Source organism: Tundrisphaera lichenicola, from assembly GCF_051175385.1.
Lineage (GTDB): Bacteria > Planctomycetota > Planctomycetia > Isosphaerales > Isosphaeraceae > Tundrisphaera > Tundrisphaera lichenicola.
This window is the reverse complement of the sequence record NZ_CP195106.1, coordinates 6,325,136-6,340,886: the sequence shown is the minus strand read 5'-3', so window position 1 is coordinate 6,340,886 and position 15,751 is coordinate 6,325,136. Positions and strand designations below refer to the sequence as shown.

General features: G+C 66.7%; 15 protein-coding genes. 11 read left to right on the top strand and 4 right to left on the bottom strand.

The annotated features are described in order from the left end of the window. Positions 1–24 precede the first annotated feature (24 nt). The 10 genes from P12x_RS25035 (at position 25) to P12x_RS24990 (ending at position 11,349) form a co-directional block, all read left to right on the top strand. Entirely contained in the window at positions 25–564 is a 540-nt protein-coding gene (locus tag P12x_RS25035) for a rhodanese-like domain-containing protein (RefSeq protein ID WP_435007743.1), read from the top strand. After that, complete coding sequence (locus P12x_RS25030; RefSeq protein WP_435007742.1) at positions 561–2,228, top strand: FAD-dependent oxidoreductase; 1,668 nt, start codon at positions 561–563, stop codon at positions 2,226–2,228. The genes P12x_RS25035 and P12x_RS25030 overlap by 4 nt, the downstream gene beginning before the upstream one ends. Before the next feature lie 621 nt (positions 2,229–2,849). After that, entirely contained in the window at positions 2,850–3,878 is a 1,029-nt protein-coding gene (locus P12x_RS25025) for a DUF1559 domain-containing protein (RefSeq protein WP_435007741.1), read from the top strand. A 110-nt stretch (positions 3,879–3,988) separates the two neighbouring features. Beyond that, positions 3,989–4,207: a hypothetical protein gene (locus P12x_RS25020; protein ID WP_435007740.1), complete on the top strand. Its 219-nt coding sequence runs from the start codon at positions 3,989–3,991 to the stop codon at positions 4,205–4,207. A gap of 22 nt (positions 4,208–4,229) precedes the next feature. Further along, positions 4,230–6,047, top strand: coding sequence for a CRTAC1 family protein (locus P12x_RS25015; protein ID WP_435007739.1), 1,818 nt, complete (start codon positions 4,230–4,232; stop codon positions 6,045–6,047). Then, positions 6,044–6,913, top strand: coding sequence for a DUF3179 domain-containing (seleno)protein (locus P12x_RS25010; protein WP_435007738.1), 870 nt, complete (start codon positions 6,044–6,046; stop codon positions 6,911–6,913). The genes P12x_RS25015 and P12x_RS25010 overlap by 4 nt, the downstream gene beginning before the upstream one ends. 278 nt (positions 6,914–7,191) lie before the next feature. After that, entirely contained in the window at positions 7,192–7,806 is a 615-nt protein-coding gene (locus tag P12x_RS25005) for a TetR/AcrR family transcriptional regulator (RefSeq protein ID WP_435007737.1), read from the top strand. 67 nt (positions 7,807–7,873) lie between these two features. Further along, positions 7,874–9,175, top strand: coding sequence for a beta-ketoacyl-[acyl-carrier-protein] synthase family protein (locus P12x_RS25000; protein ID WP_435007736.1), 1,302 nt, complete (start codon positions 7,874–7,876; stop codon positions 9,173–9,175). Then, positions 9,172–9,975 carry an alpha/beta fold hydrolase gene (locus P12x_RS24995; RefSeq protein WP_435007735.1) on the top strand — a complete coding sequence of 268 codons (804 nt, stop codon included), beginning with the start codon at positions 9,172–9,174 and terminating at the stop codon, positions 9,973–9,975. Before P12x_RS25000 ends, P12x_RS24995 begins: the two co-directional genes overlap by 4 nt. 42 nt (positions 9,976–10,017) lie before the next feature. Further along, positions 10,018–11,349 carry an SCP2 sterol-binding domain-containing protein gene (locus P12x_RS24990; protein ID WP_435007734.1) on the top strand — a complete coding sequence of 444 codons (1,332 nt, stop codon included), beginning with the start codon at positions 10,018–10,020 and terminating at the stop codon, positions 11,347–11,349. A 9-nt stretch (positions 11,350–11,358) separates the two neighbouring features. On the opposite strand, the gene P12x_RS24985 is transcribed toward P12x_RS24990, so the two are convergent. From P12x_RS24985 to P12x_RS24970, 4 genes are all read right to left on the bottom strand, one after another. Then, entirely contained in the window at positions 11,359–12,339 is a 981-nt protein-coding gene (locus tag P12x_RS24985) for a transglutaminase-like domain-containing protein (RefSeq protein ID WP_435007733.1), read from the bottom strand. 10 nt (positions 12,340–12,349) lie between these two features. Further along, on the bottom strand, positions 12,350–12,709 hold the full coding sequence (locus tag P12x_RS24980) for a cupin domain-containing protein (RefSeq protein WP_435007732.1): 360 nt from the start codon (positions 12,707–12,709) through the stop codon (positions 12,350–12,352). 116 nt (positions 12,710–12,825) lie between these two features. Further along, the gene (locus tag P12x_RS24975; protein ID WP_435007731.1) at positions 12,826–13,389 is read right to left on the bottom strand and encodes a DNA-3-methyladenine glycosylase I; all 564 of its coding nucleotides are present in this window, start codon (positions 13,387–13,389) and stop codon (positions 12,826–12,828) included. A gap of 41 nt (positions 13,390–13,430) precedes the next feature. Next, complete coding sequence (locus P12x_RS24970; RefSeq protein ID WP_435007730.1) at positions 13,431–14,351, bottom strand: bestrophin family protein; 921 nt, start codon at positions 14,349–14,351, stop codon at positions 13,431–13,433. Between the two features lie 198 nt (positions 14,352–14,549). Here P12x_RS24970 and P12x_RS24965 point away from each other — a divergent pair, with 198 nt between their 5' ends. Next, positions 14,550–15,719, top strand: coding sequence for a sialidase family protein (locus P12x_RS24965; protein WP_435007729.1), 1,170 nt, complete (start codon positions 14,550–14,552; stop codon positions 15,717–15,719). Positions 15,720–15,751: the final 32 nt, after the last annotated feature.

Below are 15,751 nucleotides of genomic sequence, written 5' to 3'. Positions count from 1 at the left end.
GATTTCAGGGACAGGGGGATGAACATGAATGCGATCACACCGAAGGAACTCGAGCAGCGACGGCTCCGGGGCGAGCCGGTCGACCTGATCGACGTGAGGACTCCGGTCGAGTACCGCGAGGTCCACGCCGAGCACGCCCGGCTGGTCCCCCTGGATACCCTCGACCCCCGGGCCATCATGGATGCTCGGAACGGGTCGAAGGACCTTCCGCTCTACATGATCTGCCGATCGGGCAAGCGGGGTGGCCAGGCGGTCGAGAAATTCCAGGCCGCCGGATATCCCAACGTCATCAACGTCGAAGGGGGCACGCTCGCCTGGGAGCAGGCCGGCTTGCCGGTGGTCCGGGGCCAGAAGGCGATGTCCCTGGAGCGTCAGGTCCGGATCGCCGCCGGCTCGCTCGTGGTCCTGGGGACGGCCCTGGGGACCTTCGTCCATCCGGGTTTCTTTGCCCTGGCGGCCTTCGTCGGCGCGGGTTTGGTCTTCGCCGGCGTCACCGACACCTGCGGGATGGGGATGATCCTGGCGCGGATGCCCTGGAACCGGGCCGGGGGCGCCCAGTCATGAAACTCGTCATCGTGGGAGGGGTCGCCGGGGGGGCGTCCGCGGCCGCTCGGGCTCGGCGGCTCTCCGAGGATGCCGAGATCGTCCTGATCGAGCGGGGGCCGGACGTCTCCTTCGCCAATTGCGGCCTCCCGTATTTCATCGGCGGCGAGATCGTCGATCGGGACAAACTCCTGGTCGTCCGGCCCGAGCGATTCCGGTCCCGGTTCGAGATCGATGCGCGAATTCGAAGCCTGGTCGAGTCGATCGATCGGTCGTCCAAGACGGTCCGGGTCCGGGACCTCGCCTCGGATCGCGTCTACGACGAGACCTACGACAAGCTGATCCTCGCACCGGGGGCGGCCCCGCTCCGGCCGCCGATCCCCGGGATCGACCTGCCCGGAATCTATACGCTCCGCGACCTCAAGGACGTCGACCGGATCAAGGCCAAGGTCGATGAGAAGATCGAGCGGGCCGTCGTGATCGGGGCGGGATTCATCGGCCTGGAGCTGGCCGAGAGCCTGACCCGCCGTGGCGTTTCGACCTCGCTGGTCGAGCTCAAGGACCAGGTCCTCCCGCCGTTCGACAAGGAGATGACCACCCCGATCGCCGAACAACTGGCGGCGAATGGTGTCGCCTTGTTCCTGGATCAATCCGCCGAATCGTTCGAGCAGACCTCCGATGGGCTGCTCGTCTGCCTGAAGTCGGGCGAGCGACTCCCGGCGAATCTGGTGATCCTCGGGGTGGGGGTCCGGCCCGAGAACACGCTCGCCGTCGAGGCGGGGCTGGAGGTCGGCCCTCGCGGTGGGATCCGGGTGAACGAGCACCTCCAGACCACCGACCCGGATATCTACGCGGTCGGCGACGCGATCGAGGTCCGGGACTTCGTCCTCGGCGAGACGACTCAGGTTCCCCTGGCCGGGCCGGCCAATCGTCAGGGTCGGATTGCCGCGGATCACGCCCTCGGTCGGCCCTCCCAGTACCGGGGGACCCAGGGCACGGCCATCGTCCAGGTCTTCGACCGGACCGCGGCCATGACCGGGGCCTCCGAGAAGGCGCTCCGGCTCTCCGGCCGGTCGTTTCGGAAGGTCTACATCCATCCCACCCAGCATGCCGGCTACTATCCCGGTGCCGAGGTCATGAACCTGAAACTATTGTTCGACCCCGAATCGGGCCGGATCCTCGGGGCTCAGGCGGTGGGCGGTGCCGGCGTGGATACCCGGATCGATGTCATCTCGGTCGCGATCCAGGCCGGCCTGACGGTCTTCGACCTGGAAGAGACGGAACTCGCTTATTCTCCCCAATACGGATCGGCCAAGGACCCGATCAATATGGCGGGTTTCGTGGCGTCGGGCCTGATCCGGGGCGACCAGCCGCAGGTCGACGTCTCGACGATCCTGGAGACCCCGGAGGGGCTCCGTCCATTCTTGCTCGATGTCCGGACCCCCGAGGAATTCGCCAGGGGATCACTCCCCGGCGCCGTGAACATCCCCGTGGATGAACTCAGGCGACGGATCGGCGAACTCCCGCACGATCGAAGGATCGCCGCCTATTGCCAGGTCGGCCTCCGAGGCTACCTGGCGACCCGGATCCTTCTCCAGAGGGGATATTCGGCGGCCAACATCGGGGGGGGCTATCGGACGTTCGAGCTCTATCGGCCCGGTTTCGCCCAGCCGATTCATCGCTGAAATCGACCTCACTTCGCCTTTCGGTCTCGAAGCCATCCGCGTCTCATCCATGACGCATGCGACGGAACCTTTTGGCAGGAAAGGGGACGCGGAGGAGGGACGACCCCACGGATTGGCGAACTCCTCCCTGATCAGGCGAACTCCGGGCAAAAAACTCCTTCCCGCCTAAAATTCTTGTTGCACTCTTCCGTCGATCTGCTACGTTCTTCTTCGTCGAATCCACATGGCCGGTTGATCAAGGCAAGTTTACATTCCCTTGTTCTTCTGATTCGGACCATCCACCTTTAATTTAATCTCGAAAATTCTCATTCGAGATCCCACCCAGAGCCCCGGCCCTTGACCAACTGAACCACGGCGGACAACTCTCCCTTTCGCCGTTTGCCAGGTTGATGAGGCGTTCCCAGGACGATCGATTCGCCATCCGGCCCGCCGTCAGTTGGAAGGTCTTTACTTCCGCGAACTCGACGAACCTCCGATTCGGAGTTGATTTCGATCCCTTTCATAGCCCCGCGCGCTTCGGGCTCGGAGGACAGGGCATCCCCGCCTGGATTCCGGGCCGCACTTCGATGATCACTGTCTTCGCGATTTTCGCTCATGTCTTAGGCAGAGGAGGACCCTCTCATGAAAGCACGTTCTCGTTCCGGATTCACGCTGATCGAATTGCTGGTGGTCATCGCCATCATCGCCGTCCTGATCGCCCTGCTGCTTCCGGCGGTACAGGCGGCCCGCGAGGCGGCCCGCCGGACGCAGTGCGTCAATAACTTGAAGCAGCTCGGGCTGGCGGTCCACAACTACCACGACACCTGGGGCTGCTTCCCCCAGGGCGAGTCGAACGGCGCGCTCAACCCGAACGTCACGGTCTTGCCGTTCGTCGAGCAGACGACGATCTACAACACGATCAACTTCAATGTCGGCGACCGCTGGATCTGGACCAACCCGACCACGTTGACCGCGGGCCGGGTCCGGGTCTCGGTCTTCGTCTGCCCGTCCGAGATCTACTCGGCGAGCAACAATGATGGGTTCAATTTCTACGGTTCGAACTACGCGTGGAACGCCGGCACCTGGTGGCCGCGGACTCGGAACTGGGACGGCCTCTTCGGCCGATCCTACAACGACGACGGCACGCTCACGCCGTTCACGAACGCCCTCTATTCGATGGCCTCAGTGACCGACGGGACGAGCAACACCCTGCTCTGCGCCGAGGTCGCCCAGGGCCCGCTGGCCAACTCGGGCGCGTCGCGTACCCGCGTCTCGGACTGCTACAGCATCGCCGGCATCACCCCCGGGCCCACGGGCGCCTCGGCCACGGACATCCAGACGGTCATCGGCCAGTGCAACGCCCAGAGCTGGCAGAACGGCACGATCCCCTGGGGCGGCGGCTGGCGGTACAAGGGCTATCCCTGGATGGAAGGGTCGGTCTGGCGGAACTGGTTCAACACGATCCGGACGCCCAACCAGACCTGCTGCACCATGGACGGCATCTCCTGGTGGTATATCATGAAGCCGTCCTCCAGCTATCACCCCGGCGTGACCAACGCCGCGATGGCCGACGGCAGCGTGAAGGCCTTCAAGGAAACGGTCAATCAGACCGTGTGGATGAGCCTGGGCACCCGGGCCGGCGGCGAGGTCATCTCGGCCGACCAGATGTAAGCCGTCCTCTCGGATTTCTCGCAAAGCGATGAATCGGACGGCCCGGGGCCTGCATCGCCCCGGGCCTTCCCGCTCCAAGGTCCCCCGACTAGCCGAAGGATCAAGAACCGATGACCCGGATTCGCCGATCGATCTGCACGCTCTGCCTGGTCGTCGTGCCAGGATTCTCCGCCCTCCTGGCTTCGGGTTGCGGCGAGCCCACCGCCCCGGCAACCTCCCCCGATCAACTCGACGCCGCCAAGAAAAATGCCGAGGTCATCATCCAGAAGGAATATGGGTCGAAGGCCTTCGACAAGGGCCAGAAGTCCGAGAAGGTCCGCAAGAAGTAACCGGCGATACGGGGCGGTCGCCATGTCACGGGCCATTCGCGGGAAGCCGGGGACGACCAGCCGGCGTCCGGCTTGGCGACTGAGGACCGGGATCTTCCTGGCCTTCGGGGCGGTCGTCCCGCTCGCCTCGTGCGAGCCCGAGACGGCCCCCAATATCCCGGTCGGGCCACCGCCCCGCGTCCGATCCGAGGTCGGCCCCTGGTTCGTCGACCGGGCCCGCGATTACGGGCTCGATATCGTGACCCCCTGCGGCGGCCCGGAGAAGCTCTCGGTCGTCGAATCGCTCGGCGCCGGGCTGGCCCTCTTCGATCACGACGGCGACGGCGACCTCGACCTGTTCGTCACCGCATGCAGCCGGGTGGTCGACGCGACCATCCGACCCGCCGGCGGTCCCTGGCTGTTCCGGAACGATGGCCCGGGGCGATGGACGGACGTGACCGCCTCCTCCGGACTGGCCTACACCGGCTGGGCCCAGGCGGCCGCCGTGGCCGACTACGATGGCGACGGCGATCTCGACCTGTTCGTCGCGCACCTCGGGCCGGATGTCCTCTGGCAGAACCAGGGGGACGGGACCTTCCTCGACGTGACCGAATCGGCCGGGCTCGGTCGCGACGCGCTCTGGGGCGTCGGCGCGACCTGGGGGGACGTCGACGGCGATGGCTGGCCCGATCTCTACGTGACCAACTATCTCGAAGCCGATCCTTGCCATCCCGCGCCCCCCCTGGACTACGTGCCGGGCGTGAAGGTCTTCAATGGCCCTTCCGTCTTGCCCGGCCAGCCCGACCGATTCTGGAGGAATCGGGGTGACGGGACCTTCGAGGACGCCACGGAATCGGCCGGCCTGGCCAACCCCGACGGCAAGGGGATGGCCGCCCTGTTCGTCGACCTCGATGAGGACGGACGCGTCGAGCTGTTCGTCACCAACGACACCCAGCCCAACGAGTTCTTCCGGAACGTCGGGGAGGGCCGATTCCGCGAGGACGGCCTGGCTTCGGGGCTGGCCATCAACGGGGTCGGTCGCCCCGAGGGGAGCATGGGCATCGACGTGGCGGACGTCGACGGCGATGGCCGGCTCGACCTCGTCCACACCAATTTCCGGCAGGAAGGGACCCGCCTCTTCCGGAACCTCGGCGAGTGCCAGTTCCAGGACATCTCGACGGGCACCTACGTGAATGTCAACACGCTCCGATTCGTCGGCTGGGGTGTCGTCCTGGGCGACTTCAACGCCGACGGTTGGCCCGACCTCTTCCAGGCGAACGGGCATGTCTATCCCAAGGTGCCCGACTCCGACTATGCCCAGTCTCCTTACTTCATGGAGAATCGGGGCGAGGGCCGATTCCGACCGGCCACGGAGGGATGGGGCCCTTCGGAGGCGACGGCCGCGATCGGGGGGAGGTCGGTAGCGACGGGCGACCTCGACGGCGACGGCGACCTCGACCTCGTGGTCACCACGATGGACGGCCCCCTGAGCGTCCTGATCAACGAGGGGACCACGACGCATCACTCGACCCGGCTCCGACTGGTGGGAAGGCCGCCCAACCGCGAGGCGCTGGGGGCTCGGATCGAACTCAGGGCTGGAGGCCGGTCGCAGGTGGGCCAGGTCCGACGCGGCGGGGGCTATCTCTCCGCGTCCGACATCGCGCCCCATTTCGGGCTCGGAGACGCCGACCGGATCGAGAGTCTTACGGTCCACTGGCCCGATGGGACCACCCAGACCCTCGACGATCTCCCCGCCGACTCCACGATTGTTGTCAGGCAAGGCGACGGCCGGGCCGAAGCCTTGCCCTTCCGAAAAGCCGAACCGGCCCCGCCGGATCACCCGAGGCGAACCGTACCATGAGCGATCCGAATCCGGCCGAAATGCCGACCCCCGCCGAACGCCGAGGGCTGTCGACCCCGATGAAGCTCGCGATCACCCTCGGGGTCATCGCGATCTCCGGCGGCCTCGTCTGGAACGTCTACGGCTACAAGATCTGGGAAGAATTCAAGGTCTGGCGGACCGAACTGGCGAAGTCCGAGGATTCGGCACCGGTCGGCTATCTCGGCCTGAATTTCCGACGGACCTACAACGACCGACCCCTCGCCTTCCTCAACGAGCGGGACGGCAAGAAGCTCCTCTTCGCCGCCAAGCTCGAAGGCGGCGAGGTCGCGACCTACGACATCACCGAGGCCGACCCGGCCCTCGACGTGGACTGCCTCAGCGGGGGCTTCGGACGCGACTCGATCCCGGGCATCGACTTTCCGGTGATCGAAGGCCCCGACGGGCCGAGGGGCTCCACGCTCCGCGATCGTCAGGTGGTCCTCGGCGTCGAACAGGGAGGAGAGGCACGCGCCTATCCGGTCGACCTCCTCGAAAAGATCGAGGTAGTCAACGACACGCTCGGCGGCATCCCGATCGCCGTCGTTTTCGATCGGGCCCGGGGCGTCGCCCTGATCTATAACCGGACCGTCGGCGATGGCGTGATCACCTTCGGTACCACCGGCTATTCCTGCAAGAACCTCCCCCTGCTCTACGACCGGAAGACCAAGAGCCTCTGGCTCCCCCGGGGGGACGATCTGGCCTGCCTGAGCGGCTCTCACAAGGGAGAAGCCCTCAAGCCGATCGTGACGCCCGTCTCGGCCCCCTGGTCGGATTGGCGGGGCGGGCACGGGACGACCACCGTGGTCGTCGGCAACGACCGGGCCAGGGACATCCCGGCCGAATAAGTCGCGGAACCTCGCGGTCGGGCCGCATCGAGAGATCGCCCGGATCCGACATCCATTTCAATCGAGTGACGTAATCGGATCACTCGAAGAGACCGCGGACGGCCCCGCCGCTCGCGGTCTCTTCGTTCCCGGCCGCACCGGTCGTCATGTCGATCGGCCCCGATTTCCGACGGACGGTCGGATTCTCGGGTGTCTCGCCTTGATTTGTATGACGGTCGTCATACAATCGAGCTGTCGGACGTGGCCCGCTGATTACCGAGGTCTGGACGGGGCGATTGATGCGTTACGGGCCCGGTCGGAAAGAGGAGACCAGGGCCAGGATCCTGGAGGCGGCGGGCAAGGTCTTTCGTCGTCAGGGGTTTCACGCTGCGGGGGTCGACCGGGTGATGGAGGAGGCGGGGCTGACGCCCGGCGGCTTCTATGCCCATTTCGATTCCAAGCAGGCCCTGCTGGCCGAGGCCCTGAAGAGTTCGGTGGACTCGATGGCCCGGAAGCATGAGGCGGCCCTCGCGAGCCTGTCCGGCGATGCCTGGCTCGAAGCCTTCGTCGGCCGATACCTGAGCCGAGAGCATCGAGGCTCGATGGAGGACGGGTGCCCGCTGGTGGCCCTCGTCTCCGAGGTCTCTCGGGCCGACTCCCCCGTGAAGGCTCGCTTCGAGGAGAGCATCCGGGCCCTCCGGGATCGATTGACCGAGCACGCGGAGGCGGGAGGATCGACCGTCGATGAGGGGCGGGTCCTGTCGTTGATCGCCCTGTGCGTCGGCGGGCTCGGGCTGGCGAGGTCGGTGGAGGACGAGGAGCTTTCCGCGAAGATCCTCGACTCTTGCAAGCAAGCGGCCCGCGAGATCCTCGGCGTCGGTGATCCTCCGACCGGAGATTCTCGATCGGGTTGAGTTCGATTTGGGATGCCCCTCCGAGGGCGATGAGGACGCGACAAATCTCAGGCCGGGGGGTCGATCCGTGGGACGAACAGATCGTCGGGTGGTGGTCACGGGGATGGGGATGGTGACCCCTTTGGGGCTCGACGTGGGCTCGACGTGGGAGGGTCTCCGCGAGGGCCGGGGCGGGGTCGGCCCGGTCACGCTCTTCGACGCGGGCACCTTCGCCACGCGCATCGCCGCCGAGTTGAAGGGGTTCCGCCTGTCGAGGGATCTCGGCGAGCGAGCGACGCGTTGGGAAGGCTTTGGTCGGAACACACTCATCGCGCTGGCGGCCACGGCCCAGGCGATCGAGCACTCGGGCCTCTTTGAAGGTGGATCGGAGATCGACCCCGCTCGGGTGGGGATCTACCTCGGATCGGGGGAGGGACAGGCCGACTTCCCCCGGTTCGTGGACCTGGTCCATCGATCGACGGAACAACACCGGGTGGACACCCGACGCTTCACGAATCGAGGGGTCGAGGTCCTGGACACGCTGCTCGAATCCGAGCAAGAGCCGGGCACCCCGGCCGGGCACCTGGCGGCCGCCTTCGGGGCGCGAGGCCCGAATCACTCCTGCTTGACGGCCTGCTCGGCCGGCGCCCAGGCGATCGGCGAGGCGGCGGATCTGATCCGGGACGGTGCCGCGGATGTGATGCTGGCCGGTGGGGTCCACAGCATGATCCACCCGCTCGGCCTGACCGGCTTCATCCTCCTGACGGCGATGTCGACCCGCAACGACGACCCCGCCCGGGCCAGCCGCCCCTTTGATACCGACCGCGACGGATTCGTGATCGGCGAAGGTGGGGGCATGCTGGTCCTGGAATCCTTCGAGCACGCCAGGGCCCGAGGGGCGACCATCCACGGCGAGCTGGCCGGCCAGGCCTCGACCGCCGACGCCTTTCGTCTGACCGACTGCCACGACGAGGGGCGGGGGGCCATCGCAGCCATCCGGATCGCGCTCGAGGACGCGGGCCTCGGACCCGAGGATATCGACTACATCAACGCCCACGGGACCAGCACCAAGGTCAATGACTCGGTCGAGACGCTGGCCCTGAAGCGGGCCCTGGGGGATCACGCCCGTCGGATCCCGGTGTCCAGCACCAAGAGCATGACCGGCCACCTGATCGCCGCCGGGGGGGCCGTCGAGGCGATCGCGTGCCTCCTGGCGATCCGCGACGGCGTGGTCCCGCCCACGATCAATCTCGATCGGCCGGGCGAGGATTGCGACCTCGATTATGTCCCGCACGCCGCGAGAGACCGGAAGATCGACGTGGCGATGTCCAACAGCTTCGGCTTCGGCGGCCAGAACACCACCCTCGTCTTCCGGAGGTTCGTCGGATGATCTCGCTCGACTCTCCCGAAGTCCGGGAGCGATTGGAGCGTGCCGCGTCGTGGTTCCTCACCCCCCGGCGTGCCGAGTCCACGCGTCGCGACGAGGAGTGGATCGATCGGGGGACCGCGCTCGATCTCGTGCCGGGCCTGGCGGTGACGTCCTGGGGCGAGGGCCCGCCGGTCCTGTTGGCCCACGGCTGGAACAGTCGGGGGTCGCATTGGGGATCGTTCATCGAAGCCTTGACGGAGGTTGGATTCCAAGCCCTCGCCATCGATGCCCCCGGTCACGGCGGGTCTTCGGGAGGGCGCTGCAACGTCCTGATGTATGGGTTGGCCCTGATCGAGATCGGGCGGCAGGTCGGCCCGCTGGCCGGGGTGGTGGCCCATTCATTCGGGATGGGAGCCGCCGTGATCGCGCTCCATCGCGGGCTGATCGCGGAGCGGGTAGTCCTGATGAGCGGACCCTCCTCGCTCCGGTGTGTGGTCGAGGAATGGGGCCGGCGTCATGGCCTCGTCGAGTCGGAACTCCCCGCGTTCGTCGAGGTGATCGAGCGCGAGGTCGGCGAGCCGATCGATCCGCTGGATCTCGCCCGACTCGCGATCGATCTCCGGCAACCCGCCCTGATCGTCCACGACCTGACCGACGAGGACATCTCGCCGGACCACGGACGGGCCGTCGCGGCGGCCTGGCCCGGATCGAAGACTCTGTTCACTCGAAAATATGGCCATCGGCGGATCCTGTTCGCCCGACCGGTCATCGAGGCTGTCGTGTCGTTCCTCAAGGGCGAGCCGGTCGAGAGGGTCGCCTGACCGCCGATCGCCGCCGAACTTGTTCTCCTCGGAGGTGAGCCGGTGGCGAAACTCGACGAGCATCCGACCGTGGTCCGGCACCGAGACCGGCCGGAAGTCCGCCCGCCGGGCCTCCTGAATGCCGGGCGACTCCGCCAGATCTGCCTCGACGCGGGCGCCGATGATGTGGGGTTCGTGGCGATCGATCGCCCCGAGCTTGACGACCAGCGGGCCGACCTCCTCCGGGCGTTTCCCTGGACCCGGAGCCTGGTCAGCATCGTCTGCCGGATGAACCGGGAGCCGGTCCGGAGCCCGGCCCGATCGGTGGCCAACGTGGAATTCCACCACACCGGCGATCGGACCAATGAGGTCGCCCACGCGATCGTCGGCGCGTTGGAGGCCCTCGGTCATCGGGCGGCCAATCCTCCGATGGGCTTCCCCATGGAGATGGCGAACTTCCCCGGCAAGGTCTGGGTGGTCTCGCACAAGCCGGTCGCCGTGGCCGCCGGCCTCGGCCAGATGGGGATCCACCGGAATGTGATCCACCCCAAGTTCGGCAACTTCATCCTGCTGGCGACGATCATGATCGACGCCGAGCTCTCGGAAGAATCCGAGCCCCTGGACTACAACCCGTGCCTCGGTTGCAAGCTCTGCGTGGCGGCCTGCCCCGTCGGGGCGATCGGTGCCGATGGCCATTTCGACTTCTCCTCCTGCTACACCCACAACTATCGGGAGTTCATGGGGGGCTTCGGAGACTGGGTCGAGAACATCGTCGAGAGTCGGGACGCGCTCGACTATCGAACCCGGGTCAGCGATCCCGAGACCGTCTCGCTCTGGCAGAGCCTCAGCTTCGGCGCGAACTACAAGGCGGCGTACTGCATGGCGGTCTGTCCGGCGGGCGAGGACGTCATCGGACCATTCCTGGACGACCGGAAGCAGTTCCTCAAGTCCGTCGTCGACCCGTTGCAGAAGAAGGAGGAGACGCTGTACGTGGTGCCCGGCTCGGATGCCCAGGAGTACGCCAGGAAGCGATTCCCGCACAAGCCGACCCGTGCCATCGGCAACGGGCTCCGGCCGGGTTCCATCGCTGCATTTCTGTCGAGCATGCCCCTTGTCTTCCAGCGGAACCAGTCCGAGGGGCTGGCCGCGACCTATCACTTCACCTTCACCGGGAAGGAGCCCGCCCGGGCCACCGTGACGATCCTCGACAGGACAATCCGGGTCGAGGATGGCCATGCGGGCACTCCCGACCTGACCATCACGGCCGATAGCCGGGCCTGGCTCGGCTTCCTGAGGAAGGAACGCAGCCTGGTCTGGGCGCTCCTGACCCGGAAGGTCCGCCTGAAGGGCTCGCCTCGCCTGCTCGTCGCCTTCGGCAAATGCTTCCCTTCGTGACGCCGTTCGTCAGCGTCGATCGTCCGGGGATGGTTCGCGATCGGCGAAGCTCAGCCTGTGGTCGATCGTCGAGTGGGGCTTGCCGTCGACCTCGGCATAAGGATAGACGAAGAAGTTGAGCTTCGGCCCTCGCTGGGCGGGGGCCAGCATCAGCTGGCGGCCCCGGCTGAATTCCACCCGGTTCACGTCAAGATGCCCGAAGAAGTAGGCCCGCTTCGAGGGGGCCTTCGAGGCTTCGCTGCTATCCACCGGGATCCATCCTCGTCCCTCGACGTACAGCTCGGCCCAGCAGTGATAACCGGGGATCTCGCCCGAGCCTCGGGCCTCCGGCAAGGGGAGCCCGATGGCGAACCTGGCGGGGATCCCGACCGACCGGCACATGCCGATGATCAGGGCGTGGAAGTCGGTGCAGTTGCCCCGCTTCGCGTCGCAGGCGTAGAGGGCGTCGCCACGGCCCCAACCGGTCCCGCTCTTGTCGTAGGTCATCATCCCGGTGACTCGTTCATAGATCGCGCGGGCCTTCTCCAGGTCGGTCGACCGCCCCAGGGTCGCCTCCTCGGCGAGGGCCCGGACCGGCCCGTCGAGCGGGACCAGCGGTTCGGATTCGAGGTATCGGGACCGTTCGGCGGCGGACAGGGGCTCGGCGCTCCCGGAGTCTTCCCGGCGGGTCGCCTCGATCCTCAGGGTCACGATGACCGGGTCTCGGGGCGATTCGATCCGGAGGTGGAGGTCCTGATTGCCCGTCCGCGGATCACGCCCCAGCGACACGGCGCCCGGAGCTTCGATCCGGACCTGGTGGATCGTCTGGTTCCGGTCGGTCTGGGGGATTGGGAGCCAGAGATCCAGGGTTTTCGCACCTTCGGGGATCTCCCGGACGTCGGCCCGATAGGTCATCGCGAAGGATCGAGATCGGGTCGGCCCGTCGTCGGCGGTCGCGACGGACTGGGCGAGAATCAGCAGGATCAAACCCGGGATGGGATGGTGTCGCATGATCAAATCCTCAGATGTGCTCGGGATCTCGGACCGTCTTCCGATCCGCGACCTCGCCGGTATTCACCGTCCCGGCGGGCTCGAAGAGCAGGACATGCACCTCCTCTTCGGCCACCGGCCGATGCTCGACCCCTCGGGGGACGATCAGGAATTCGCCTTCTTCCAGCCAGATCGGACGGTCCCGGAAATCCATCCGGAAACGGCCCTTCACGACGAGGAAGAGTTCATCCTCCTGCTCGTGGTGATGCCAGACGAATTCGCCCTGAAATTTGACGAGCTTGACGTGCTGGCCATTCAACTCGCCGACGATCTTCGGGCTCCAGTGCTCGCGGAATAGGGCGAGTTTCTCGGCGAGGTTCACCTTCGACACCGGGCGGCTCCTTCAAAGGCTCATCGGGCGAGGTCCTGAAGGGTTCGCGGCCTCCCGTGCCGCCCGAAGCATCGTACCCCGGCCCTGGCCGATCATCCATCGGCATCGGTCCCTTTTCACGATCGTCCGACCTGGGCGTGCCGGAAGCAGCTGACGAGGTGGTCGTTCACCATCCCGGTGGCTTGCATGAGCGCGTAACAGATGGTCGATCCGACGAAGCGGAACCCTCGGCGCTTCAGGTCCTTGCTGAGCCGGTCCGACTCGACGGTCCGGGCCGGGAGTTCGGCGCTCGATCGCCAGGAGTTGGCGATCGGTTGCCCTTCGACGAACCGCCAGACGTACGAGTCGAAGCTCCCGAATTCGCGCCGGACTTCCAGGAAGGCCCGGGCGTTGGTGATGGCCGAGGCGACCTTGAGCCGGTTCCGGATGATCCCCGGGTCGGCCAGCAGGGCCGCCACCTTCGGATCGTCGTAGGCGGCCACAAGATCCGGGTCGAACCCGTCGAAGGCCGATCGGTAGCTTTCCCGACGCTTCAGGATCGTATCCCAGCTCAGCCCCGCCTGCGCCCCTTCGAGGGTCAGGAACTCGAACCACCGGAGGTCGTCGTGGATCGGGACTCCCCACTCCTCGTCGTGGTAGCGGATCATCCGGTCATTCGTCGCCCATTCGCAGCGTTGCATCGCTCGATTGCCTCAGAATTGTCGATCCGGGCTCGAACCTATCAGAAGACCTTGCTGTAGGGGGCGGCGGGCTGGTCCCGGATCGGGCAGGCGGTCCCGAGCAGCTCGGCCACGTCGCACCCGATCATCCTGGCGATTGAGCCGGTCGCCAGGTCGTTGCAGTCGAGCCCGAAGGGGTCCTCGATCTCCTCGGCCATCAGCTCCAGGCCCAGCAGCGCGAAGACGACCAGCATGACCAGCGGGACCGCCAGGTAGCCGTATTCCGGGACCAGGCCCACCGGGAGGATCGCCGCGTACAGGACCACGAACAGCTTGATGAAAGCGGAATAAGAGAAGGGAATCGGGGTCTTCCGGATACGCTCGCAGGCCCCCGCGACGTCGAGCAGGGCCTGGGTGTGCGGCTTCAAGGCGAGCACGTCGAGGCCATCGATCACGCCGTCCCGGCGAAGGCCGTAGATTCGAAGCAGGATCGCCCGGGAGAGGAAGCTCGGGACGTGCCCGGGGGCGTGCTCCTCCTGAGCATCACGGCCCGATTCGAGCTTGATCGACGGGTCGACCTTCCCCCGAAGATGGCCGCTGAGGGCCAGGGCGAAGTCTCGGATGAGCCGGGCAAACGCGTCGCGCGAGTCGCCGTCATCGACCGGAATCAAGGCGTCGAGGCCGATCGCCAGGTTCCTTGAGTGGTTGACCAACGCCCCCCAGAGTTTCCGACCCTCCCACCAGCGGTCGTAGGCCGAGTTCGTGCGGAAGACCAGGACGATGCTCAGGATCACGCCGAGGAGCGAGAACGTCCCCGAGATCGACCGATGGCCTTCCAGGTCGAGCCGAAGGATGACGAAGCTCAAAGCGGCCGAGTAGATCCCGACGGCCATCACGGCCCTGACGATCCGCTGGAGGGTCCAGCTCGTCCCCAGGTGCCCCAGGTCCTTCCACCAGTCGCGGTTCGGGCTGTATTCGATCATCGGTGACTTCGACGCTCCGACGGGACGATTGCCAGGCTCGATCGAGAGCCTCGATCTTTGGCCTCCCAGTTTGGGCGACGATCGGCCGAAATGCTACCTGCCGCGCGGTGCTTGACCCGCGATCGTGTTAGCTTCGGAGGTCCGGAACCTCGCCCGACTCGGGCCGGGGCGATCCTGGACTATCGAGGAGCATGGACGATGATGAGTCGAAATCTGGTCCTTCTGGCCGTCGGAATGCTCGCTTCCTCAGGGCCGCTTCACCCGGCCTCGGCTGCCGATCGATTGCCGGTCGGGGGACCGGTCGCGGTCGTCTCGACCGAGGGTCCGGATCGTTCGGCGAAGCAGCCGCAGGTCGCGGTCGACGCGAAGGGTCGGATCTATGTGGCCTACGGGCGGGGGAACCAGATCCGCTGCGCAATCTCGACCGACGGCGGGAAGTCCTTCGAGAACCGGGCCGTCGGCGAGGCCGGTGTCCTCTCGCTCGGGATGAGGCGCGGGCCGAGGATCGCCGTCTCGGGCGGTTCGGTCGTGGTCTCGGCCGTCGCCGGGGCCGAGGGGAAGGGTCGCGACGGCGACATCCTCGCCTGGCGATCGACCGACGAGGGGGCCACCTGGTCCGGACCCACCCGGTTGAATAGCGTCGAGGGGTCGGGACGCGAGGGGCTCCACGCCATGGCCTCGGGACCGGACGGGACCCTCTTCTGCGCCTGGCTCGACCTTCGGAACCAGCGGACCGAGATCTTCGGGGCCCGGTCCACCGATGGCGGCCTGACCTGGGAGCCCGACGCCCTGGTCTATCAATCGCCCGACCGGACCGTCTGCCAGTGCTGCCACCCCTCCGTCGCCTTCGGCCTCGATGGGACACTCCTGGTGATGTGGCGGAACCAGATCCAGAACGCACGCGACCTCTACCTGTCGCGGTCGGATGACGGCGGGAGGACGTTCGAGGCCGCCCAGAAGCTGGGCCGGGGGACCTGGCAGATCAACGCCTGCCCGATGGACGGCGGGGCCGTCGCGGCCCTCTCGGGAGGGAAAGCCGACTCGATCTGGATGAGGGCCGGGTCGATCTTCGAGGCCGCCCCGGGCGAGCCCGAACGACGACTCGGCAAGGGCGTCCAGGGCTGGATCGCGCCCGGCCCCGGCGGGACCTACTCGGTCTGGCTCGAAAGCCGACCGGGGAAACTCCTGGCGAGCCTGCCGGGTCTCGAAGATCCGATCACCCTCGCCGATCGCGCGAATGACCCCGTGGTCGCCTCCGCCGCCGGTGGAACTGGTCCGGTGGTCGCCGTCTGGGAGGCCCCGCCCGAGGTCGGGGGGATCCTGTCCCTGGTGCTCAAGCCGTCGGCCAAATCGGCCGCTCGCCCTTGATTATTACCCTGGGGGGGTATAACGTTCTGTTA